Origin of the sequence: Microlunatus aurantiacus, assembly GCF_039536605.1 — a bacterium.
Taxonomy (GTDB): domain Bacteria; phylum Actinomycetota; class Actinomycetes; order Propionibacteriales; family Propionibacteriaceae; genus Microlunatus; species Microlunatus aurantiacus.
Window position 1 is genome coordinate 1062987 of sequence record NZ_BAAAYX010000002.1, and the last position, 23202, is coordinate 1086188.

17 protein-coding genes are annotated in these 23202 nt (G+C 71.4%); 11 read left to right on the forward strand and 6 right to left on the reverse strand.

Translation table 11 applies throughout. The features are described from left to right. Nucleotides 1-20 precede the first annotated feature (20 nt). Together ABD714_RS05050 and ABD714_RS05055 are read right to left on the reverse strand one after the other, a co-directional pair. Nucleotides 21-1373 carry a hypothetical protein gene (locus ABD714_RS05050; protein ID WP_344811167.1) on the reverse strand — a complete coding sequence of 451 codons (1353 nt, stop codon included), beginning with the start codon at nucleotides 1371-1373 and terminating at the stop codon, nucleotides 21-23. After that, nucleotides 1370-1867 (reverse strand): hypothetical protein, encoded by a 498-nt coding sequence (locus ABD714_RS05055; protein WP_344811168.1) that lies wholly within the window; start codon nucleotides 1865-1867, stop codon nucleotides 1370-1372. The genes ABD714_RS05050 and ABD714_RS05055 overlap by 4 nt, the downstream gene beginning before the upstream one ends. A 180-nt stretch (nucleotides 1868-2047) precedes the next feature. Here ABD714_RS05055 and ABD714_RS05060 point away from each other — a divergent pair, with 180 nt between their 5' ends. The 3 genes from ABD714_RS05060 (at nucleotide 2048) to ku (ending at nucleotide 5885) form a co-directional block, all read left to right on the forward strand. Next, on the forward strand, nucleotides 2048-4372 hold the full coding sequence (locus ABD714_RS05060) for a wax ester/triacylglycerol synthase family O-acyltransferase (RefSeq protein WP_344811169.1): 2325 nt from the start codon (nucleotides 2048-2050) through the stop codon (nucleotides 4370-4372). Further along, nucleotides 4369-4839 (forward strand): DUF6912 family protein, encoded by a 471-nt coding sequence (locus tag ABD714_RS05065; protein ID WP_344811170.1) that lies wholly within the window; start codon nucleotides 4369-4371, stop codon nucleotides 4837-4839. The genes ABD714_RS05060 and ABD714_RS05065 overlap by 4 nt, the downstream gene beginning before the upstream one ends. 239 nt (nucleotides 4840-5078) lie before the next feature. Further along, a complete protein-coding gene (gene ku / locus ABD714_RS05070) occupies nucleotides 5079-5885 on the forward strand; it encodes a non-homologous end joining protein Ku (RefSeq protein WP_344811171.1) in 807 nt (268 codons plus the stop codon). An 18-nt stretch (nucleotides 5886-5903) separates the two neighbouring features. Here the strand turns inward: ku and ABD714_RS05075 are convergent, their stop codons facing one another. Continuing rightward, nucleotides 5904-6434 carry a hypothetical protein gene (locus tag ABD714_RS05075; protein WP_344811172.1) on the reverse strand — a complete coding sequence of 177 codons (531 nt, stop codon included), beginning with the start codon at nucleotides 6432-6434 and terminating at the stop codon, nucleotides 5904-5906. Beyond that, nucleotides 6431-6790 (reverse strand): hypothetical protein, encoded by a 360-nt coding sequence (locus tag ABD714_RS05080; RefSeq protein WP_344811173.1) that lies wholly within the window; start codon nucleotides 6788-6790, stop codon nucleotides 6431-6433. The genes ABD714_RS05075 and ABD714_RS05080 overlap by 4 nt, the downstream gene beginning before the upstream one ends. 113 nt (nucleotides 6791-6903) lie before the next feature. On the opposite strand from ABD714_RS05080, the gene ppc reads away from it, so the two are divergent. Beyond that, nucleotides 6904-9768: a phosphoenolpyruvate carboxylase gene (gene ppc, locus ABD714_RS05085; RefSeq protein ID WP_344811174.1), complete on the forward strand. Its 2865-nt coding sequence runs from the start codon at nucleotides 6904-6906 to the stop codon at nucleotides 9766-9768. Between the two features lie 52 nt (nucleotides 9769-9820). Further along, nucleotides 9821-11449 (forward strand): L-glutamate gamma-semialdehyde dehydrogenase, encoded by a 1629-nt coding sequence (gene pruA / locus ABD714_RS05090; protein ID WP_344811175.1) that lies wholly within the window; start codon nucleotides 9821-9823, stop codon nucleotides 11447-11449. A 162-nt stretch (nucleotides 11450-11611) separates the two neighbouring features. Here pruA and ABD714_RS05095 read toward each other — a convergent pair whose 3' ends face one another. Further along, nucleotides 11612-12085, reverse strand: a complete 474-nt coding sequence (locus ABD714_RS05095; RefSeq protein WP_344811176.1) for a DUF2505 domain-containing protein — start codon at nucleotides 12083-12085, stop codon at nucleotides 11612-11614. 97 nt (nucleotides 12086-12182) lie between these two features. Here ABD714_RS05095 and ABD714_RS05100 point away from each other — a divergent pair, with 97 nt between their 5' ends. The 6 genes from ABD714_RS05100 (at nucleotide 12183) to ABD714_RS05125 (ending at nucleotide 22349) form a co-directional block, all read left to right on the forward strand. Continuing rightward, a complete protein-coding gene (locus ABD714_RS05100) occupies nucleotides 12183-17099 on the forward strand; it encodes an NAD-glutamate dehydrogenase (RefSeq protein ID WP_344811177.1) in 4917 nt (1638 codons plus the stop codon). A 60-nt stretch (nucleotides 17100-17159) separates the two neighbouring features. After that, complete coding sequence (locus ABD714_RS05105) at nucleotides 17160-18017, forward strand: PHP domain-containing protein (protein WP_344811178.1); 858 nt, start codon at nucleotides 17160-17162, stop codon at nucleotides 18015-18017. Between the two features lie 22 nt (nucleotides 18018-18039). Beyond that, complete coding sequence (locus ABD714_RS05110; protein ID WP_344811179.1) at nucleotides 18040-18813, forward strand: ParA family protein; 774 nt, start codon at nucleotides 18040-18042, stop codon at nucleotides 18811-18813. Nucleotides 18814-18836: 23 nt separating this feature from the next. Next, complete coding sequence (locus tag ABD714_RS05115) at nucleotides 18837-19607, forward strand: DUF4397 domain-containing protein (protein ID WP_344811180.1); 771 nt, start codon at nucleotides 18837-18839, stop codon at nucleotides 19605-19607. Between the two features lie 44 nt (nucleotides 19608-19651). Continuing rightward, complete coding sequence (locus tag ABD714_RS05120; RefSeq protein ID WP_344811181.1) at nucleotides 19652-20374, forward strand: class F sortase; 723 nt, start codon at nucleotides 19652-19654, stop codon at nucleotides 20372-20374. A gap of 160 nt (nucleotides 20375-20534) precedes the next feature. Beyond that, nucleotides 20535-22349: an ABC transporter ATP-binding protein gene (locus tag ABD714_RS05125; protein WP_344811182.1), complete on the forward strand. Its 1815-nt coding sequence runs from the start codon at nucleotides 20535-20537 to the stop codon at nucleotides 22347-22349. 140 nt (nucleotides 22350-22489) lie between these two features. Here ABD714_RS05125 and ABD714_RS05130 read toward each other — a convergent pair whose 3' ends face one another. Continuing rightward, nucleotides 22490-23053, reverse strand: a complete 564-nt coding sequence (locus ABD714_RS05130; protein WP_344811183.1) for a flavodoxin family protein — start codon at nucleotides 23051-23053, stop codon at nucleotides 22490-22492. Nucleotides 23054-23202 lie beyond the last annotated feature (149 nt).

Below are 23202 nucleotides of genomic sequence, written 5' to 3' on the forward strand. Positions count from 1 at the left end.
TGGACAATCTCGGCGCAGGCTCACGGGGAGAACAGCAGCACCAGACCGGCACAGGTGTAACCGACCATCACCACCAGCATCGGCCACTGACCCCGCAGGGCCGCGGTCGGGGCCAGCAGACTGACCGCCCTCTCGTGGGCGACGACGATGCCCATCAGGTGACCGACGACGATCGCCACCAGCTGCAGGACGGCCACTCCCGTCGGGTGGGTGAAGACCGCGGTGCTGACGGCCAGGTCGGCGGTCCCGAACACGTTCCAGCCTCGTCCCAGCGGATCGGACAGGTTCACCGCCACCCGCTGCCCCTCCACGACCAGCAAGGTGGCGTAGTGGGCGACGGCGTAGCCGACGACGATCGGCACCGGCGAACCGGCCATCGCCCGTACGGTGTCCTGCGGACGGAGCCGGGACGCCTCTCGACCGGGGGAGCGTGCCATCCAGGCCGCAGACGCGGTGAAGGTGAGCGCCACGATCATGATCATGGTCACCAGGCCGGCGGTCTCCCACAGAACCGGAGACAGGTCGGAGTCCTGCACGGTCTGGATCCACCAGCTGAGGTTCGCGAAGCTGTCGAACGCGGTGCTGCCGAGCAGCACCGCGACCACGCCGACGGTTCCGGCCGGCAGCGCAGCCGCACTCAGACCGGCCAGGGGGTTGACGAACCGCAGACCGCCGTCGACGGACCGCCGCCAGGGCGAGAGCCTGGAGACCGTGGTGGCGTACGCCTCGAAGGGGTCGGCCGCACCGATCCACCGGCGACCGGCGACGACCGCACCGATGATCATGATCACCGACCAGGCCAGCACCCAGACCCGGAGCACGGACAGGGTCGTCCGGTCGGGTTGGACGAGCTCGAGCCAGGCGAAGGCGAACAGGGACAGGGCGGCCGGCCAGACGCCGAACGAGCGAGGGAGCTCGACCAGGCCCCGATCGGTGTCGGTGCGCGCCAACCGGCACAGGACCAGGTGCACCGTCCGCAGCGGGTTGACCACCCGCCAGACGGGTCCCATGATCAACGACAGCGGGACCGCCCCGACCCACAGCCAGACGAACACGAAGCCGAAGACCGGGTTGGTGAGCTGGTCGGGACCGATGGCCACGGCCAGCCCGACCCAGGCGAACAGGGCCAGCACCAGCACCCGGCCCACCGTGCGCACGACGCGGTTGTCCACCACCGCTTGGATCCGGGGCACCGGGACGCCGGGATCGGCGCCGAACCTCGGTCGCCGCCAGGCCAGCAGCAGGACGCCGAAGGTGATCGCCAGGGCGGCGGCGGCACCGACCAGCACGAAGCCGAACGGCAGCGGCAGATCGTGCCGGGAGGCGAGACCGTGCAGAGGGATCAGCGGCAGGAGCACCGGCGGTGCGGTCACCGTACGTTCAAGATCACGATGATCTTCTCGAGGTCGTGGGACTCGACCTCGAAGCTGCCGGCAGAGGTGACGCTGAACCGGCCCGTGGTCGGCACACCGGCCTTGACCTCGAGGGCGTAGCCGTCGGCGGAGTCGGTGTGCGCGTGGATCTCGTCGTCGACGTCGCTGGTGACGTTCAGCTGCACCTCCTGCCCCACGGCGACGTCCACCTTCTCCCCGCTCGGACTCACCTTCCCGTCGGCGATGGTGATGTCGACGACGACCCGGTCGGCGGTGTCGGCCGACGGCGTCGCGGACCCGGGGTCGGCCGCGGGCGTGGACGCGGTGGCGGGACTGGGAGTCGTGGCCGACGGCGTCGCGGTGGCGCCGGTCGACGAGCTGGACGGAGTCGACCCGGGTTCGGTAGGCCCACCGCAGGCGGCCAGGCCCAGGCAGACGACGAGAGCGGCGGCGGCGAGGGAGCGGCGGCGGGGGGAGCGGGCGGCGGGTGGCACGACGAGTCCTTTCTCGGGGGTACGTCACGGCCAGTGTTCCAGCCGTCGCCGGACGCAGCGGTGGGGCCGTTGGTGATCTGTCGCACCTCGGTAGGGTGGGTGAGCGGACCAGGCCGCAGAGAACGCGCGGGACATCCGCGTGAGACAGCGCGCGGGACACCGCGACGGAGGGGATTGGCGATGCCGCAGCGACTGACGCCGCTGGAGGTGTCCCTGCTCGTCCTGGACACCGCGCACGCGCCGGCACACGTCGCGACAGTCGACATCTTCGACTCTCGGCCCGACGGTCTCGACTACGAGCGGTTGATCGGGCTGATCCGCGAGCGGATCGCCTTCGTGCCGCGCTACCGCCAGCGGTTCCGCGACGTGCCGGCTCGGTTGGCTGCGCCGGTGTGGGTGGACGACGAGAGCTTCGACCTGACCTTCCACGTCCGTCGCTCGGCCCTGCCGCGGCCCGGGACGATGGAGCAGCTGCGGGAGTTCGTGGGCCGTGTCGTGGCGCGGCGGATGGACCGCTCCAAACCGCTGTGGGAGATGTACGTGGTCGAGGGACTGGAGGGCGACCGGTTCGCCGTGGTCGCCAAGACCCATCTCACCCTGGTGGACGGGGTGGACAACGTCGACATCGGCCAGGTGCTGCTCGACTCCCGGTCCGAGCCCGAGCTGGCGACGCCGGAGGCCTGGCGGCCGGTGCCGGAACCGGGAGCGGCCGAGCTGGTCGCCGGTGCCCTCTGGGAGAGCGCCAACGACCCGATGCTGGCCCTGCAGAACATCCAGGGGGCCGCGACGAGTGCTCTCGGGGTCGCGGTGGCCGTCGGTGAGGCGGTCGGTGGGGTCGGGTCGACCGTCGTCGAGCTGGTCGAGGACGCGTTGCTGGGGAGTCGGCCGCGCACGAAGTCGCCACTGGTCGGGGTGGTCTCCGAACAGCGCCGGGTCGCCCTGGTCTCGGTGTCCCTGGCCGAGCTCAAGGCCGTCCGCGACGAGCACGACCACACGATCAACGACGTGATCCTGGCGGCGGTCACCGGGGCGCTGCGCTCGTGGTTGCTGACCAGGGGTGAGTCGGTGCCCAACGGGCGTGAGCTGACGGCCCTGGTGCCGATGAGCGTGACCGAGGACGACGGCGAGCCGAGCTCGCTCGGGAGCCAGGTCGCTCCGCACCTGCAGCCGTTGCCGATCGGCGAGCAGAACGCCCTGATGCGCCTGCACCAGGTGGCGTACGCGACGCAGGCGCACAAGGACACCGGCCGGGCCGTGGACGCGCGGGCGCTGTCCGACATCGCTGGCTTCGCCCCGACCACGCTGCACGCCCTCGGGGTCCGGGTGTCCAGCGACGTGCTCCGTCGCCAGCACGACGTGCTGGTCACCAACGTGCCGGGCCCGCAGCTCACCCTCTACGCGGCGGGCGAGCGCCTCGTCGCCAGCTACCCGGTGCTTCCGCTGGGGGCCGGTCATCTGCTGGCCGTCGGCGTCACCTCCTACGACGGGCAGGTGTTCTTCGGGCTGACCGCCGATCGGGACGCGGTGCCCGACCTCGACGTGCTGGCCCAGTGCCTGGAGGACGCCGTGGAGGAGCTGCTCGACACCACCGTCCGGGCCCGGGCGCTGCGCCAGCCCACCCGCAAGGCGTCGGCGGCGGCCAAGAAGGCGGCCGCCTCGAAGGCGGCGGCCCGGCAGGAAGCCCGGCGCGGGTCAGGTCAGCGGCGGGCCGCGATGCGGAACCTGGCCACCCGGGCGGTCGAGCTGGGCACCAACGCCACGCGTACGCCGGCGGCCAAGCGCCCGACGCCGGCGACGTCCACGGCGCGCAAGCTGCAGACGCAGGACCCGACCTCGCCGGCCGCGCCGAGCTCCGGGACGTCCTCGGGCGCGGCTGCGCCGGTGACGAGAACCCCGTCGGCCGAGAAGAGCGCGCCCGAGAAGAGCCCAGCCGAGAAGAGCCCGGCCGGGAAGAGCGTGGCGGGGACCACCGCGGCGAAGCCGACGTCGGCCGCGCGGAAGCACGCCCCGAAGACGTCGGGGCCTGCGGCGTCGTCTGCCGCGACGACGGCTGATCCGGCGGCAGCGAACAAGGCACCTGCGACCACGAAGGCGCCGGCGACCAAGAAGGCGCCCGCGGTGAAGAACGCGGCTGCGACGAAGAAGGCGTCGGCGACCACGAAGGCGGCTGCGACGAAGGCGCCCGCGCCGACGAAGGCGCCCGCGACGACGAAGGCGCCCGCGACGAAAAAGGCGCCCGCGACCAAGAAGGCACCCGCGGCGACGAAGGCGGCACCCGCGCGGACGGCGTCCGCGACGAGGGCCCTGGCCGCGAAGAAGACCCCGACGCCGCGGACCAAGGCGACCAGGGCGGCGGCCACGAAGACGCCGGCCCAGCGGACCCCGGCCCGGCGGACCCCTGCTCAGCAGACTCCCGCGACGGAGGCACCGGGCGAACCGCCCGCGACGAACCCGCCACCCCCAGCGTCCGCCGCGCCGGCAGCATCGGCCGGCGACGAGTCATGACCGTCTTCGTCCCCCTGACCCTGGACGCCGCTCGCCAGCTGCGGACTGTCGGCTCGGCGCGAGATCTCGTCGGTTACGCCGCGGGTCCGGGTCTGCGGACCTGGCTGAGCGAGGCTCGGCTCGACGACGAGGAAGCGGACTACGTCGCCCTCAACCACGCCGGTGTCGCCGCCCTGACCCTCGACGACACCGCCCCGACCAGGATCGTGCTGGCCGTCGACCGGGACGTGGCCGACGGTGATGACCTCGGGGCGGTGACGGTGGCCCAGCTGGACTGGGTCGCGGTCCGTTCGCTGTTCGCCGACGAGGGTGCCGCGGCGTCCGCGGTGCTCGCCGCTCGGGCAGCCGTCCGGGGAAGCGATCTGGCGGCGGCGCTCAGCGCCCCCGCTGTCGAGGCGCTGCAGGAGTCGTACGACCTGCTCTGGTACGCCCCCGACGAGCTCGACGCCCTCCCCGCCCCGACCTGACCGCCGAGAGCCCACCCCCTGCACCCGCTTCCCGGCCCTGCACCCGCTTCCCTGCCCTGCACCTGCTGTAGCCGGTGCAGGACCGGCGAGACGGTGCAGCCGGCGCCCCGGAAGACGATCCCGCCACCGCACCCTGGGCGCGCTGGTCAGTCGGGTCGTACGCTCGGGTGGGACCCGGGGTCGACGGCACCCGCGGCAACCGCATGACGACTGTCGGTGGGATCGGGCAGACTCAGGGCATGCCACGGTCCATCTGGAAAGGCGCCATCTCCTTCGGTCTGGTCACCATCCCGATCAAGCTGTACTCGGCGACCGAGGAGAAGGACATCAGCTTCCGGCAGGTGCACCCCGAGGACGGGGGCCGGATCAAGTACAAGCGGGTCTGCGAGAAGTGCGACAAGGAGATCCCGTTCGCGGAGATCGCCAAGGGCTACGAGCTGCCCGACGGCCGGATGGTCATCCTCACGTCCGAGGACTTCGACGACCTGCCGCTGACCACGACCAAGGCCGTCGAGGTCGTGCAGTTCGTGGCCGAGGAGGACGTCGACCCGACGTACTTCGCCAAGACCTACTTCCTGCAGGCGGACGGACCCGGCATCAAGCCGTACGTGCTGCTGCGTGACGCCTTGACCAAGTCGGCCAAGTCGGCGCTGGTCAAGGTGGCGCTGCGGTCCCGGGAGTCACTCGCCCTCATCCGGCCCAAGGACGACGTGCTGCTGATGCACACCATGCTGTGGCCCGACGAGCTCCGCGACGGCGGCTTCGCGGCGCCGCCGGCCGAGGTCACGGTCTCCGACGCCGAGGTGACCATGGCGCAGTCGTTCATCGACGCGCTGTCGGGGGACTTCGAGCCGGAGGAGTATCGCGACTCCTACCGCGAGGCGCTGGAGACGCTCGTGCGGAGCAAGGCCGACGGCGTGCCGCTGGAGGCCGAGCCCGAGGTGCAGGAGCAGGCCGAGGTCGTCGACCTGGTGGCGGCGCTGCGCGCCTCGGTCGAGGCGGCGAAGAAGCGGCGTGAGGCGGCGGCGGAGTCCAAGGCGGTGTAGCGCGGCGGTCGTGCGGACTCAGCGCACGGGTTCGGGCTCGGCCGGCAGGCCGGTGTCGCGGATCAGGTAGACCCAGGGGAAGGCGCGGCAGCCGATCTGCCAGCCGTCCCGTCCGTTGCGGGCCGGCGATCCCGGCCAGACCACGCGCTTGTGCTCCCACTGGGTGTCGGTCCGGACCATCCGGTGCTTCAGCATCCCGGCCTCGACCGTGTGCCAGCCGAGGCGCCCGGCCAGCGCCAGCTCCGGCAGCTCGTCGAAGGCGGTCACCGGGCCGAGCCACCGTTCGTGGTCGTCGGTGGGAGCGCCGGCGGCCGTCCCACCGAACCGCTGCTGAGCGGCCTGACGGCTCATCCCGAGCTCGGCGCCGATGGCAGCCCAGCTGCAGCCGGCGGCCCGGGCGGCCAGCACGGACTGGCGCAGCAGATCCCGGACGACGTCCTCGGCCTCGACCACCCGGGAGACCACCCCCAGCGGATCCGCCTCCCGCCCCCCGGACGCCAGGATGGCGGCGCCCAGGCCCTCGGCGAGGTCGTCGCGGAACGACGTCACGGGCGACTGTCCCGACTCGGCAACCAACCCCGGTCCGGCTCGTCCTGGTCGGACGCACTGTCCCCGGCGGTCCGATCGGCGGGTGAGGTCGACGCGTCGGGCGTCCAGGAACCCGCTCGGGCTGTCGTCGATCCGTTCCCCGGCCCCGACGTGCGCCTGCTCGAACGACGCAGCAGAGGAGACAGCGCGGCCACCCCGATCAGGGTCAGGGCGATGCCGGCCCCACTGAGCAGCCCCTGGACGAAGCCGTCGAAGGAGCGCGACAGCGTGATGGCCGCGATGGCGACGACGATCAGCGTGATCCCGGAGCTCATCGAGGTGCTCGGGCTGGGACGCCACATCGGCTGACGAGTCATGTGTCAACCTTAGGTTGACATGGAGGTGGTGTCAACCACAGGTTGACAGACCGGGTCACGTCACCTCGCGGACGTGCAACAGGGCTGTCACAAACTGCCGTCAGACTGTGCCCATGACGCAGCAGAGTGGCGCCCAGGTCGACCTCAGCACGCCCGAGCCGACCCTCGACCAGCTGGTCGAGGCGGAACGCCGGGTCCCGGATGTGGCGGAGTACGCCGGCGGGGTGTCCTCCGACAGCCAGCACGCCGCCCTGCGGGCCTCGGTGAAGCAGCTCGGCCAGCTGCTCGGCGAGGCGCTGACCCGGCACGAGGGTCCCGAGCTGCTCGCCCAGGTGGAGCGGATCCGCCGGCTGTCCCGCGAGCACCGCGACGACGAGCTGCACGCCGAGCTGGAGGGCGTCGACGACGCCACAGCGGTCCGTCTCGCCCGGGCCTTCACCGCGTACTTCCAGCTCGTGAACATCACCGAGCAGCTGCACCGGTGGCGCGAGATCGCCGCCGCGCAGGAGGGGCCCCTGGCGGCCACCGCCCGGCGCATGGGTGAGGCCCTGGACCGGGGGACCATCGACCGGGACCTGATCGCCGACGTGCTCAGCCGGCTGGAGTACCGGCCGGTCTTCACCGCGCACCCCACCGAAGCCAGCCGACGCTCGGTGCTGGAGCTGCTGCGCAAGATCGCCGACGTCGTCTCCGCTCTGGAGGACCCGCAGCGCCCGCCGGGGCAGAAGCCGCACCTGGAGCGACGCCTGGCCGAGCTGGTGGACCTGCTCTGGCAGACCGACGAGCTCCGCATCGTGCGACCGGAGCCCAAGGACGAGGCGAGGATCGCCACCTACTACCTGCAGTCGCTCGCGTCAGAGGTCGTGCCGGACCTGCTGGAGGAGCTGGACCGGGTGCTCGCGACGATCGACGTCGAGCTGCCGGCGGCGGCCCGGCCGCTGCGGTTCGGCAGCTGGGCCGGCGGTGACCGGGACGGCAACCCCAACGTCACTCCGGCGGTCACCCTGGACGTGCTCGCCCTGCAGCACGACTTCGGTCTGCGGACGCTGATCGCCGGTATCGAGGACCTGCTGACGGAGATGAGCGCCTCCACCCGCGTCGTCGCGGTGACCGAGGAGCTGGTGGCCAGCCTCGAGGCGGACGCCGAGGCCCTGCCGATCACCCACGCGGCCACGGCGCGCTACAACGCCGAGGAGCCGTACCGGCTGAAGCTGACCTACGCCCGGATCCGGCTGCAGCGCACCCGCGACCGGCTGGCCGACGGCACGCCGCACGAGCCGGGCCGGGACTACCTGTCGCTGGACGAGCTGCTCGGCGACCTCAGTCTGGTCCGGGACTCGATGATCGCCGGCGGCGACCTGCTGACGGCCAACGGCGCGATCCTGCGGCTGATCCGGACGGCGACGGCGATGGGCCTGGGTCTGGCCACCCTCGACGTCCGCGAGCACAGCGGCAAGCACCACGCCGCGCTGGCCGCGCTCTACGACCGGCTCGGTGACCTCGAGACCCCGTACGCCGACCTGGACCGGCCGGACCGGATCGCCGTGCTGTCGAAGGAGATGGCCTCCCGGCGTCCGCTGCTCGGGTCCAACCGGTTCGACCTGCCCGACCCCGCCGCCGCGTCGTTGGACCTGCTGGCCTCCATCCGCGCCGCCCTCGACGCATACGGTCCCGACGTGATCGAGACCTACATCGTCTCGATGACCCACGACGTCGACGACGTGTACGCCGTGGTGGTGCTGGCCCGCGAGGCCGGGCTGGTGGACCTGGGCAGCGAGTCGACGCCTGCGTCGGCACGGATCGGCTTCGCGCCGCTGTTCGAGACCGTGGCCGAGCTGGAGGCCGCCGGTCCGCTGCTGGAGGCGATGCTGTCCGATCCGGCGTACCGGCGGGTGGTGACCGCGCGCGGCGACGTGCAGGAGATCATGCTCGGCTACTCCGACTCCTCCAAGGACGCCGGCATCGCCGCCTCGCAGTGGCAGGTGCATCGAGCCCAGCGGGGTCTGCGCGACATCGCCCGCCGGCACGGGGTGGTGCTGCGGCTCTTCCACGGCCGCGGTGGGTCGGTGGGCCGGGGCGGGGGTCCGACCGGCCAGGCGGTGATGGCGCAGCCCAACGGCAGCCTGGACGGGCCGATCAAGATCACCGAGCAGGGCGAGGTGATCTCGGGGAAGTACACGCTGCCCGGACTCGGCCGGTGGAACCTCGAGGTCGGTCTGGCCGCCACGCTGGAGGCGTCGGTGCTGCACCGACGCTCGCTGCTGCCGGCCGAGGTGCTGTCGGGGTGGAACACCACCATGGACGTCGTCGCCGGCGAGGGCCAGGTGGCCTACCGACGGCTGGTCCGCGACCCGGCGCTGGTGCCGTTCTTCATCGCGGCCACCCCGGTCAACGAGCTCGGCAAGATGAACATCGGCTCGCGGCCGGCGAAGCGGCCCGGTGGTGAGGGCGGACTGGACGACCTGCGGGCGATCCCGTGGGTGTTCGGCTGGACCCAGTCGCGGATCATCCTGCCCGGCTGGTTCGGGGTCGGCAGCGGGCTGGCCGCGGCGCGTGAGGCCGGACGCGGCGAGGTGCTGCAGCAGATGTACGGCTCCTGGCCGTTCTTCCAGACCTTCCTGTCCAACGTGCAGATGGCCCTGGCCAAGACCGATCTCGCCATCGCCGCCCGCTACGTCCGCACCCTCGTGCCGGAGGACTCGGCCGGTCTGTTCGCGATCATCGAGGCCGAGCACGAGCGCACCGTGACCGAGGTGCTGGCGGTGACCGGGCAGCAGCAGCTGCTGGAGTCGTCCCCGGTGCTGCGTCGCAGCCTCGAGCTGCGTGACTCCTACCTGGCCCCGCTGCACGCCCTGCAGACCTCCCTGCTGGCCCGGGCCCGCAACCTGCCCGACGACGGACCGCAGGACTCCGACCTGCAGCGGGCACTGCTGCTGACCATCAACGGCATCGCCGCCGGCCTGCGCAACACCGGTTAGGCCCCGACGGGCGCCCTATCCGCCGGCAGGACCAGTCACTAGCCTGAAACGCATGGACGCCATCACCGCCGTGCCCGCCCCCGTCAACGAACCGGTTCGCGGGTACGCGCCCGGTTCACCCGAGCGCGCGGGCATCGAGGCCGAGCTGGCGGCGATGGCCGCGGCCGGGCCGGTCGAGCTGACCGCTGTGATCGGCGGCGCGCACCGCGACGGCGGGGGCGAGGCCTTCGAGGTCACGATGCCGTCGGAGCACGCCCACGTGCTCGGGACCGCGCACCACAGCACCGCCGCCGATGCCGAGGCCGCGATCGCCGCCGCGACCGCAGCGGCCCCCGGCTGGGCGGCGATGGACTTCGACGACCGGGCCGCGATCTTCCTGCGAGCGGCCGACCTGCTGGCCGGACCGTGGCGGGACACCCTCAACGCCGCGACCATGCTGGGTCAGGGCAAGACCGTGCAGCAGGCCGAGATCGACGCCGCGTGCGAGCTGATCGACTTCCTGCGCTTCAACGTGGCCTTCGCGCGGCAGATCCTGGCCGACCAGCCGATCTCCTCACCGGGGGTCTGGAACCGCACCGACTACCGACCGCTGGACGGCTTCGTGTACGCGGTCTCGCCGTTCAACTTCACCGCGATCGGCGGCAACCTGGCCACGGCGCCGGCCCTGATGGGCAACACGGTGCTGTGGAAGCCGAGTCCGACCCAGCAGCTGGCCGCCCACCACACGTACGCGATCCTCGAGGCGGCCGGGCTGCCGCCGGGCGTGATCAACCTGCTGCCCGGCGACGGGATCGCGGTGTCCGACGTCGCGCTGCGCCATCCCGACTTCGCGGGGCTGCACTTCACCGGGTCGACCGCTACCTTCCAGCACCTGTGGCGCACCATCGGCGAGCACCTGACCGACTACCGGTCCTACCCGCGGATCGTGGGCGAGACCGGTGGCAAGGACTTCATCCTGGCCCACCCGAGCGCGGACCCCGACGTCCTCCGGACGGCGATGATCCGCGGCTCGTTCGAGTACTCCGGGCAGAAGTGCTCGGCGTCGTCGCGGGCGTACGTGCCGCGCTCGCTCTGGAACACGATCTCCGCTGACCTGATCGAGCAGACCGACGCGCTGCCCGTCGGCGACGTCCGCGACTTCACCAACTTCACCTCGGCGGTGATCGACGGCCGCGCCTTCGCCAAGCACCGCGACGCGCTGGAGCGGGCCCGGGCCGCGAGCAGCACGCAGGTCGTCGCCGGCGGCACGGTCGACGACAGCGTCGGCTGGTTCGTCCGGCCGTCCGTCATCGTCAGCGACGACCCCCGCAACGAGATCTTCACCACCGAGTACTTCGGCCCGATCCTCGGTGTGTACGTCTACGAGGACGGCGACTTCGAGACCGTGATGACCGAGGTCGACACCGCGGCGCCGTACGGGCTGACGGGGGCGGTCATCGGCGACGACCGCGCCGCGCTGGCCCGGGCGCAGGAGCGGCTGCGGTTCACCGCCGGCAACTTCTACCTCAACGACAAGCCGACCGGCGCGGTGGTCGGGCAGCAGCCCTTCGGTGGGGCGCGGGCCTCGGGCACCAACGACAAGGCCGGTTCGATGTGGAACCTGATCCGCTGGGCCAGCCCGCGCTCGATCAAGGAGACCCTGGTGCCGCCGACCACCCACGGCTACCCCCACATGTCTTGATGGTCGTGCTCGCTGGGATCGCCCCTGGGTCCCGGCTTCTTCGTCGTCGACAGACGAGGAAAAAGCGCCTCGCCTGTCTCCTCCTCAGCACGCCGGGGGGCGATCCCGTCCGCTCGCACTCCGTCTGATGGTCGTGCTCGCTGGGATCGGCCTGAGGGGGGTTCAGCTCCTGGTGAGCCAGGCGTCGCCGACCCGCTGCTGGGTGCGGAAGCCGGCGAGGATGGCCGGAGCGGCGGACTGCTCCATCTTCTTGCCCAGCAACGGGATCGCCACCTTCAGATCTCCGGTGAGCTGGGCGATGGTGCCGGGTCCACCGGCCGACAGCTCGATGGCGCCCTTCATGGTGACCGGCTGGCCGGGGATGCTCATCGTCACCCGCCCGGTCCGGTTGCCGTTCGCGTCGGCCGGGCCCCAGTTCGTCTCGTCCAGGACGGTGATCTCGGGACCGACGAACTTGGCGGCCACGTCGGGGGCGGGGAGCTTGCGCGAGGTCCGGGTGGTGGTGCCGGTCACCTCCGCCTCGAACGAGCGCGCGTGGGTGGCCGCACACACCTCCTCGAGGTAGGCGCGATCGGTCATCATCGCGAAGACCTCCTCGACCCCGGCAGCGAACTCGACACGAGACGTGATGTCCATGGCCGACATCATGGCACGCGCGTCCCGCCGCAGGCTTATGGTCGAATGTGGACAGGCACAGCGACGTGCCGACGAGAACCGAAGGAGCTGCTCAGCGGTGACGACTTTCGAGATCGAACTCGAACGCGACAAAGCCGACAAGATCAGGGACGTGGCCTCGCGAGGCGCGGCGAAGGCCGCGGCGCTGGGCTACGACGGCGACGCGGTCGCCGCCTTCCTCCGCCACTACTTCCGGCACGTGGACGCTCTCGACGTCGACGAACGCAGCGTGGAGGAGCTCCTCGGTCTGGTCACCAGCCACTACGAGCTGGCCACCAACCGGCCGTCGGCCCGTGCCACCATCGCCATCCGCACTCCCGGACAGTCCGACGAGGGCTGGACGAGCAACGGTGCCACGGTGGTCCAGATCGTCACCGACGACCGGCCGTTCCTGGTCGACTCGGTGACGATGGAGGTGCTCCGGCAGGGCTGGAGCATCCGCGACGTCTACCACCCGCAGTTCCTCGTCGACCGCGACCTCGGCGGGACGCTGCACGACATCCTGCGGCCCGACCACCCCGTCTCCGGCGAGCTCCGCCGGGGCGACGGCGAGCAGCTGGTGCACGCGGTGGCGGAGTCGTGGATGCACCTGGAGATCCTGCCGCCCAGCGGCCAGGGTCAGATCGAGCAGCTGGTCGCGAACCTCGAGCAGGGGCTGCGCGAGGTCCTCCGGCTGGTCGAGGAGGCCGTCGAGGACTGGGCCAAGATGCAGCACCGCGCGCAGGAGACCATCACCGTCCTGACCGACCCGGACCTGCCCGCCGACCGCCGGGCCGAGGCCGACACCGCCGCCGAGCTGCTGGGGTGGCTGGCCCAGAACCACTTCACCTTCCTGGGCTACCGGGAGTACCGCTACGAGGCGGCGGACGCGGCCGCGGACCGACCGGCCCGCTTCGTCAGCGTGCCGGCCACCGGCCTGGGCATCCTGCGCGCCGACGTGGACCAGCCCGGCGCCTTCCACGCCCTGCCGGTGCTCGACCACCCGCAGCTGATGGTGATCACCAAGGACAACCACAAGTCCCGGGTGCACCGACCCGCCTACCTGGACTACCTGGGCATCCGGGTGCTCGACGCCGGTGGTCAGGTGGTCGGGGAGCGCCGCTTCCTCGGGCTGTTCGCCTCCACCGCCTACTCCGAGGCCGTCGGCCGGATCCCGCTGCTGCGTCAGAAGGCGCAGGAGGTGCTCCGGCGGTCCCGCTACGACGAGTCCAGTCACGGGGGCAAGGCCATCGTCGACGTGCTCGACACGTTCCCCCGCGACGAGCTGTTCCAGGCCCCGATCGACGAGCTGGCCCCGACGGTGGAGAAGGTCGCGCACCTCAAGGAGCGCCGCCAGGTCCGGTTGTTCGTGCGGCGGGACGCGTACGGACGGTTCCTGTCCTGCCTGGTCTACCTGCCGCGGGACCGCTACACCACAGCGGTCCGCAACAAGATGCAGGACATCCTGCTCCAGCGGGTCGGCGGCTCCACGATCGACTTCACCGCCAGGGTGACCGAGTCGGTGCTGGCGCGGCTGCACTTCGTCGTCGCGATGCCCGACGGGGAGACGGTCGGCGAGGTCGACGTGCGGGCGCTGGAGCGTGAGCTGACGCTGGCCACCCGGTCCTGGAACGACGGCTTCGCCGAGCTGCTCGCCGGCGCCGAGGAGCCCGACCAGCTGGCCACGATGATGGGGGCCCTGCCGGAGGGCTACAAGGAGGACTACCTGCCCCACCAGGGGATCCTGGACCTGCAGGCGCTGATGAACCTGTCCGGTCCCGACGACATGGCGATGGCCATGTACCGGCCCGACCGGTCCGACGACGACGCCGACCTCCGGTTCAAGATCTTCCGCTGGTCCCAGACGCTGTCGCTGTCGAAGATCCTCCCGCACCTGTCGCTGCTCGGGGTCGACGTGGTCGACGAGCGGCCGTACGAGCTGACGGTGGCCGACGACAAGCGGGCCTTCGTCTACGACTTCGGCATCGCGGTGCCGGGCGGCCGCCCCGAGGTGGAGAAGCGCTGGGACACCGCCGCCCGCAACCAGTTCATGGAGGCCTTCGCGGCCTCCTACAGCGGGCGCAGCGAGCCGGATCGCTTCAACGCGCTGGTGATGGGCGCCGACCTCGGCTGGCGTGAGGTCGGCATCCTGCGCGCCATCGGCCGCTACCTGCGGCAGACCGGCTCGACCTACTCCCAGACCTACGTGGCCCAGGCCCTGAACGCCAACGTGGAGATCGCCCGGATGCTGGTGGCGCTCTTCGACGCGAAGTTCAACCCGGAGCTCGGACTGAGCAAGACCGACCGCGCCGACGAGGTCGAGGACCACCGCGACCGGATCAAGCTGGCCCTGGACTCGGTCGCCAGCCTCGACCACGACAAGATCATCCGGTCCTACCTGGCGATCATCGACGCCGTCATCCGGACCAGCTTCTACCAGCCCGGACGGGACACGATCGCGCTGAAGCTGCTGCCCCGCAAGATCGCCGACCTGCCGCAGCCGCGGCCGGCGTACGAGATCTTCGTCTACTCGCCGAGGGTGGAGGGTGTGCACCTGAGGTTCGGCTCGGTCGCTCGCGGTGGCCTCCGCTGGTCGGATCGGGCGGAGGACTTCCGGACCGAGATCCTCGGTCTGGTCAAGGCGCAGATGGTCAAGAACACCGTGATCGTCCCGGTCGGCGCCAAGGGCGGTTTCTACTGCAAGCAGCTGCCCGATCCGGCGGTCGACCGGGAGGCCTGGCTGGCCGAGGGCAAGGCCTGCTACCGGCTGTTCATCGCCAGCCTGCTGGAGCTGACCGACAACATCGTCGAGGGTCAGGTGGTGCCACCGGAGCACGTGGTGCGCTACGACGGCGACGACCCCTACCTGGTGGTGGCGGCCGACAAGGGCACGGCGACGTTCTCCGACATCGCCAACGGCATCTCCATCGACCACGGCTTCTGGTTGGGCGACGCGTTCGCCTCCGGCGGGTCGGCCGGCTACGACCACAAGGGCATGGGCATCACGGCCAAGGGGGCATGGGCCTCGGTCCAGCGCCACTTCCGGGAGATGGGCATCGACACCCAGACCCAGGACTTCACCTGCGTGGGCATCGGCGACATGAGCGGTGACGTGTTCGGCAACGGCATGCTGCTCAGCCAGCACATCAAGCTGGTGGCCGCCTTCGACCACCGGCACCTGGTGATCGACCCCGATCCCGACCCGGCGGCCAGCTGGGCGGAGCGGAAGCGGCTGTTCGAGCTGCCGAGATCGAGCTGGGCGGACTACGACACGAGTCTGATCTCCGCCGGCGGCGGGGTGTTCCCGCGCACCTTGAAGACGATCACCATCACCCCGCAGATGCGCTCCGCGCTCGGGCTGGCCGAGGCGGTGGCGGAGCTGTCGCCGGCCGAGCTGATCAGCGCCTGCCTGCGCGCGCCGGTCGGTCTGCTGTGGAACGGCGGGATCGGCACCTACGTCAAGGCGACTGCCGAGAGCCACTCCCAGGTGGGGGACAAGGCCAACGACGGCCTGCGGGTGAACGGCTCGGAGGTCCGCGCCCGCTGCGTCGGCGAGGGCGGCAACCTCGGACTCACCCAGCTGGGCCGGATCGAGTACGCCATGAAGGGCGGCGAGTCGGGCAAGGGCGGACGGATCAACACCGACTTCATCGACAACTCCGCGGGGGTGGACACCTCCGACCACGAGGTCAACATCAAGATCCTGCTGGCCGGCGAGGTGGCGGCCGGTCGGTTGACCGGTCCGGACCGCGACACGTTGCTGGCTTCGATGACCGACGAGGTCTCGCGGCTGGTGCTCAAGCACAACGACGACCAGAACCTCGCCCTGGCCAACGCCACCTTCCAGTCCCCGTCGATGGCGGGGGTGCACGAGGACTGGATGGAGCGGCTCGAGGACCGCGGGATCCTGGACCGGGACATCGAGTTCCTGCCCGGCAGCGAGGAGCTGGCCGACCGGCGACGCCGTCAGCAGGGTCTGACCTCACCGGAGCTGTCGACGCTCATGTCCTACACCAAGATCATGCTGGCGCGGGAGGTGCTCAGCTCCGACCTGCCCGACGACCCCGACCTGGCCGACCGGCTGGTGCGCTACTTCCCCACGCCGCTGCGGACGGCGTACGCCGAGCAGATCCGCGAGCACCGGCTGAGCCGGGAGATCATCACGACGGTGCTGGTCAACGACTTCGTGAACAAGGCCGGCATCACCTCCTACCACCGGTTGTCGTCGGAGACCGGCGCCTCGGTGGCCGACCTGATCCGGGCCAACGTGGCGGCCCGGCTCATCTTCGGGGCGGCGGACTCCGAGGCCGCGATCACGGCGCTGGACCACCAGATCCCGGCCGAGGTGCAGACCGACCAGCGGCTGGAGGTGCGGACGCTGGTCGAGCGGGCGACCCGCTGGCTGGTGAGCAACCGACGGCGGCCGATCGACATCAGCGCGACCGTCGACTTCTACGCCGAACCGGTCGAGGGTCTGCTCGCGGTGCTGCCGGACCTGCTGTCGGGTCGGGACGCCGAGGCGTACGCCAAGGCGCTCAAGCACTACACCGACACGGGGGTGTCGACGGAGCTGGCCAGCCGGATCGCCATCCAGCCGTACCTGTTCCCGGCGTTGACCATCGTGGCCACCGCGGCCCAGCGTGACGTCTCGGTCGCCGACGCCGCCAGCGTGCACTTCTCCCTGGGCCAGCGCCTCGGTCTGGACCGGTTGCTGCGACGCATCATCGAGCTGCCCCGCAGCGACCGCTGGGAGATCATGGCGCGGGCCGCGCTCCGGGACGACCTGCACGCCGTGCAGGCCGAGCTGGCCGCCGAAGCCATGGCGGCGGGCTCCGGCGGTGCCACCAAGCAGCGGATCGCCACGTGGGAGAAGGCCACTCCTGGGGTCGCGGAGTCGATCAAGACACTGCGCTCCATCTGCGACGGCAAGCCGGACCTGGCCAAGGCCTCGGTCGGTCTGCGCGTCGCCCGCGGGTTGCTGCCCCGGGTGAGCTGAGCATCAGGGGGCGGTCTCAGGACTGCGTTGCTCCCGTTTGGTCGTGGTAGGTGTGGGGGCATGAGGATCGACCTGCATACCCACTCGGCGGTGTCGGACGGCACCGACACCCCGGCGGAGCTGGTGGCCCACGCCGCCGCGTCCGGCTTGTCGGTGGTGGCGCTGACCGACCACGACACCTTCGACGGACTGGACGAGGCGCGGGCGGCGGGGGAGCGGTACGGCGTCGAGGTGGTGCCCGGGATGGAGCTTTCCTGCTCCCGGCAGCACCAGAGCGTGCACCTGCTGGCGTACGGGGCCGACCCGGCGAACGCCGACCTGGCGGCGGAGATGGCCCTGGTCCGTGACGGCCGGACGGGCCGGCTGCGGCCGGTGCTGGCCAAGCTGGCCGAGCTGGGGGTGCCGGTGTCGGAGGAGGAGGTGCTGGCCTTCGTCGGCTCCAGCCCGTCCGTAGGCCGGCCGCACATCGCCGACGCCCTGGTGGCCGCCGGGCACGTCAAGGACCGGACCGAGGCCTTCGACCGGTTCCTGGCCGACGGTGGACCGGCCCACGTGGGTCGCTACGCCATCGACATCGGCCGCGGCATCGACCTGGTGCACGGGGCGGGCGGGGTCGCGGTGATCGCCCACCCGTGGGGGCGTGGACGCGAGCGGCTGCTCCCCGCAGAGGTGCTGGCGGACCTGGTCGCCGACCACGGTCTGGACGGGATCGAGGTCGACCACCAAGATCACGGTGCCGACGCCCGGGCGGGGCTCCGGGAGCTCGCCGGGCGGCTCGGGGTGCTGGCCACCGGCTCGAGCGACTACCACGGCACGGGCAAGGTCGACCACGATCTCGGGGTGAACACCACCGATCCCGAGACGTACGCCACGTTGCGCGCCCTGATGGCTCAGCGCGCCGGTGCGCCCGGTCGTTGAGGCGGCTGGGCACAATGTCGGGGTGAGTACGCACAAGGCCTGGGTCGTGGCGGTCGCCAACCAGAAGGGCGGTGTGGCCAAGACCACCACGGTCGGCTCGCTCGGCTCGGCCTTCGCGGAGCAGGGGCTCTCGGTGCTCCTGGTAGACCTCGATCCGCAGGCGTGCCTGACCTTCTCCCTCGGCATCGACCCGGAGAGCGTCGAGGGCTCCGTGCACCAGGTGCTGCTGGGGGAGGTCAAGGCCGCCGACGTCGTGGTGCCGACCGAGGACGGTGTGGACCTGCTGCCGGCCACCATCGAGCTCGCCACCGCGGAGCAGCTGCTGCTGATGCGGACCGGTCGGGAGCAGCTGCTGAAGACCGCCCTGGCCCCCCTGCTCAAGCGGTACGACGTGATCATGCTCGACTGCCCGCCCTCCCTGGGGGTGCTGACCACCGTGGCCCTCACCGCCGCGCACGGCGTGCTCATCCCCCTGCAGTGCGAGACCCTCAGTCACCGTGGCGTCGGTCAGCTGCTCGACACCATCCACGACGTGAAGCGGATGACCAACCGGCGGCTCAAGGTGATCGGGGTGCTGCCGACGCTGTTCGACGGCCGGACCAGCCACGGTCGGCTGGTGCTGGAACGGATCGGCGAGGACTACGGCGTCACGGTCTGGGAGCCGGCCATCCCCAAGTCGGTGCGGTTCGCCGAGGCGCCGGCCGCCGGTCGCTCGATCCTGGCGACCGCCCGCAGCAGCAAGGGTGCCGACGCCTACCGCGAGGTGGCCGGTTCGCTGCTTTCCGCCCGCGGCTGAAAACGTCCGCTTACAGTGTTCACGTGACGGGGCACAAGATCGGCGTAGCAGCAGTGGGTCTGACGGTACTGCTGGCGGGAGCGTGGTTGGCCACGCCCAGCCAGGCGGCCGACCAGACGGAGATCTACATCGTCCAGGGTCTGCCGAACCGGACAGTGGCTGTGGAGATCGACGGCAAGGCGGTGGCGGACTCGGTGGCGGCCACCAAGGTGGCCGGACCGTTCGACGTCAAGGCGGGCTCCCACACGGTGCGGGTGAGCCAGGGCGGCACGACGGTGGTCGAGCAGACGGTGAAGGTCAAGCCGGACCGCAGCACCGACGTGGTCGTGCACCTGCCAGGGCCGGGCAAGACCGATCCCACCCTCACGGCGTACGAGAACGACCTGTCGGCGATGCCGTCGGACAAGGCGAACCTGACCGTCGCGCACACCGCGACCGTCCCACCGGCCGACGTGACCGTCAACGGCAAGGTGCTGTTCTCCGACATCGCCAACGGCCAGGCCCTGAGCCTGGTGGTCCCGGTGGGCACCTACTCGACGGCCATCGTGCCGCACGAGAAGGAGAGCCCGGTCTACCTCGGTCCGGTGAAGCTCACGGTCGAGGGCGGCGCCCTCAACCGGGTGTACGCGGTCGGCGACCCGAGCAAGAAGACGATGAACGTCGTGCTGCACGTCATCGACGTCCCGAAGACCGGTTCCAAGAAGCCGAAGAAGGTCGACACCGGCACCGGCGGTCAGGCCGCCGACCTCGCCGCCGGCGAGGATCCCGTGCTGTGGGTCGATCTGACGCGTTGACCTCGGGTGATCCCGACGGTCGGACCCGTCGGCCGGGTCGTCCCGTGGATCGCCGCCCCGCCGGGGCGGGTCCACTCGCCCGGGTTCGCCGGCTCGCCGAGATTCGTCCGACCGGCCTGATTCGTCCGACCGGCCGGGTCGGTCTGCTGACCGCCTCGGTCGTCCTGCTGGCGTCCTGCGCCGCCCCGGTGCCGCCGGCCGGCGGACCGGCCGCTGCTCCGACGGCGGGCGCGTCCGCGTCGGCGACCCCGTCGGCGGCCGCCCCGTCTCCGGGCGCGGCGGGTCGAGGCACCCAGGCTCCGTCGCAGGTCAAGCGCTTCGTCCCTGTCCAGCTCATCCTGCCTGGCAAGGAGTCGGCGAGGGTGGAGCCGGTGTCCACCGTCGACGGTGAGCTGCAGGTGCCGAAGGACGTCGAGCACCTCGGCTGGTGGGACGGCAGCTCGTGGCTCAACGACCCGTTCGGGTCGACCGTGATCGCCGGTCACGTGGACTCCGCCACCGAGGGTCTGGGCTTCTTCGCCCAGCTGTTGCGGGTCGAGAAGGGCCAGCGGGTCCAGGTGCGGGGGGCCGCGGGGCAGCGCCAGACCTTCACGATCACCTCGGTCCGCACCGTGGCCCAGAACGCCTTGGCCGATGACAGCCGAGCCCTCACCCAGACGGGCGACCACCGACTCGTCCTGATCACGTGCACCGGTGCCTACCGCCCCGGCCGCGGCTACGAGTCCAACCTGGTGGTGACGGCGAAGCTCGTGCCCGAGCGGCGCTGAGCCACGCAGCAGCCGGGCCACGGAGGCGCGGCCGGCGGGGACGGCCGGCCCGGACGGGACGCGGATGTCGTCGCGGGCTATGTAAGGTGGCCGCCTCGCCACAGCCGGCGGGATCAGCAGCATCGAGCTCGGCCCGCGGGCCCAGGCCACGAGGGTGGACGTGACGGTTGACGGGTCGGTTTCCGAGGGTGTCGCGCGACCTCTTCGTGCGCTGTGGCGGCACCACAGCAGGTTCCGGCCCCGGGTGGTGGCCGCGGTCGCCGCCACCACGGCGAACACCGCCGCCGACGTCGCCCCCGAGCTGCTGCTGGGGGTCGCGGTCGACATCGTCGTGCGCGGCAGCGACTCGTTCGCCTCGAGCCTGTTCGGCATCGAGAGCCGCTTCGGCCAGCTGGTCGCGGTGGCGATCCTGAACGTGATCGTCTGGGTGATCGAGTCGGCCACGGACTATGTCGCCGCCAGGCTCTGGCGGGGTCTGTCGCAGTCGGTGGAGCACGACCTGAGGGTCGAGACGTACGCGAACGTGCAGCAGCTCGACGTCTCCTGGCACGAGGGGTCGGCGCCCGGTCGCGTGCTGAGCGTGATCAGCGAGGACATCAACCAGCTCGAGCGGTTCCTCGACGTCGGTGCCCGGGTCATCCTGCACACCTTCTGGACGGTCATCTTCGTGGGTGCCGTCTTCGCGGCCACCTCCTGGCAGCTGACCCTGCTGGCCTTCCTGCCGGTGCCGATCATCGTCTGGGGTTCCATCCGGTTCCAGCGCGTGCTGGAGCCGCTGTACAAGGCGGTCCGCGAAGCCGCCGGCGAGGTGAGCGCCACGGTCTCGGCCAACCTCGGCGGCCTCACCACCATCAAGGCGTTCACGGCCGAGGAGCGCGAGATCGAGCGCGTCCGAGGCGTGAGCGACGCCTACCGGGAGGCCAACCGGGACGCGATCCGCCGCTCCGCCGCGTTCGTCCCGCTGATCCGGATGGCGATCCTGGCCGGCTTCACCTCGACCCTGCTGCTCGGTGGCTGGTTCGTGCTCGAGGGTCGGCTCGAGATCGGCCTCTACACGGTGCTCGTCTTCATGACGCAGCGGTTGCTGTGGCCCCTCACCGATCTCGGCGAGACCCTCGATCTGTACCAGCGGGCGATGGCCTCCACCCGACGGATCTTCGCGTTGATGGGGGAGCGCGGACAGCAGCAACCCGGTCCGGCCACCCTCCCCGGTCCGGTGCGCGGCCGGCTGGAGCTCCGCGACATCCGCTTCGGGTACGCCGACGGCCCCGACGTCCTCCGCGGACTGAACCTGGTGGTCCCGGCCGGCGAGACCCATGCCATCGTCGGCGCGACCGGCGCCGGGAAGTCGAGCGTGCTCCGACTGGTGCTGCGTTTCTCCGACCCGCGGGAGGGCTCGGTGGAGCTGGACGGGGTCGACGTCCGGGAGCTGACCTGGGACTCGCTGCGTGGGGTGATCGGCTACGTCAGCCAGGACGTGTTCCTCTTCCACGGGACCATCCGGGACAACATCGCGTACGGTCGGCCCGACGCGACCGACGCCGAGGTGCACGAGGCCGCCCGCCTGGCCGAAGCCGCCCGGTTCATCGAGGCCACCGCCGACGGCTACGACACCGTGGTCGGTGAGCGGGGGCTCACGCTGTCCGGCGGGCAGCGCCAGCGGATCGCCCTGGCCCGGGCGATCCTGCGCGACCCGGCCGTCCTGGTGCTCGACGAGGCCACGTCCGCGGTCGACAACGAGACCGAGGCGGCGATCCAACGGTCCCTGGCCCGCGTCACCTCCGACCGGACCGCGTTGATCGTCGCCCACCGCCTGTCCACCGTGCGCGACGCCGACCGGATCTGGGTGCTGGCCGAGGGCCGCGTGGTCGAGGCGGGGACCCACGACGAGCTGGTGGCCGCCGGGGGACTCTACAGCGGCCTGTGGGCGGTGCAGACGGGAATGGCGCAGGCCGGCGACCGACTGAGCGACTGACCGATCGACCGATCGACCGATCGACCGATCGACCGATCGACCGATCGACCGATCGACGCTCGTCCTCCGCCGGGCGAACCCGGAACGACCGAGCGCGCAGCCCCCTGCGGGACTGCGCGCTCGGTGTGGCGGGGCGAGACTCAGGCGTTCAGCTTCTCGCTGATGGTGATGGCCCGGGTGACCAGGTGGTCGAGCGCCGTGGTGACGGTCTCGTCGACCGGGGCGTCGTTGTTGGCTCCGGTCACGTGACTCACGCCGTACGGGTTGCCGTCGACGAACTTGGAACCGTCGGTGTAGCCGGGGGACACGATCAGTCCACCGAAGTGGTGGATCGTGTTGTAGAGCGCCAGCAGCGTCGTCTCCTGGCCGCCGTGCGCGGTCTGGCTGGAGGTGAAGCCGGCGTAGACCTTGTCGGCGAGCAGACCCTGGCTCCAGGGGCCGCCCAGGCTGTCGATGAAGACCTTGAGGCGTCCGGCCACGTTGCCGTAGCGGGTGGGGGAGCCGAACAGGACCACGTCGGCCCACACGACGTCGTCGGCGGTCGGCCGCTGCGGCTCGCCGTCGGGGACCTCGTCGCCGTCGCGGCCGACGGACCGGAGCCGCACCTCGGCGCCGTGCGCCTCAGCGGTGGCGGCGAGTCGACGGGCCATCGTCTCGACGGTGCCGGTCTGGGAGTAGTAGATGACAGCGACCTTGGTCGGCATGGAGCTCCTCGGTAGTAGTTGAGTGTTCAACCATACCTCGCCGTCACGACGGTCCTCCCGGCACCAGGCTCAGTGCGCTCCGCGCTGGATCAGGACGACACCGACGGTGCCGGCGTCGGTCGCGGTCAGCCGACCCGTGACATCGCGTT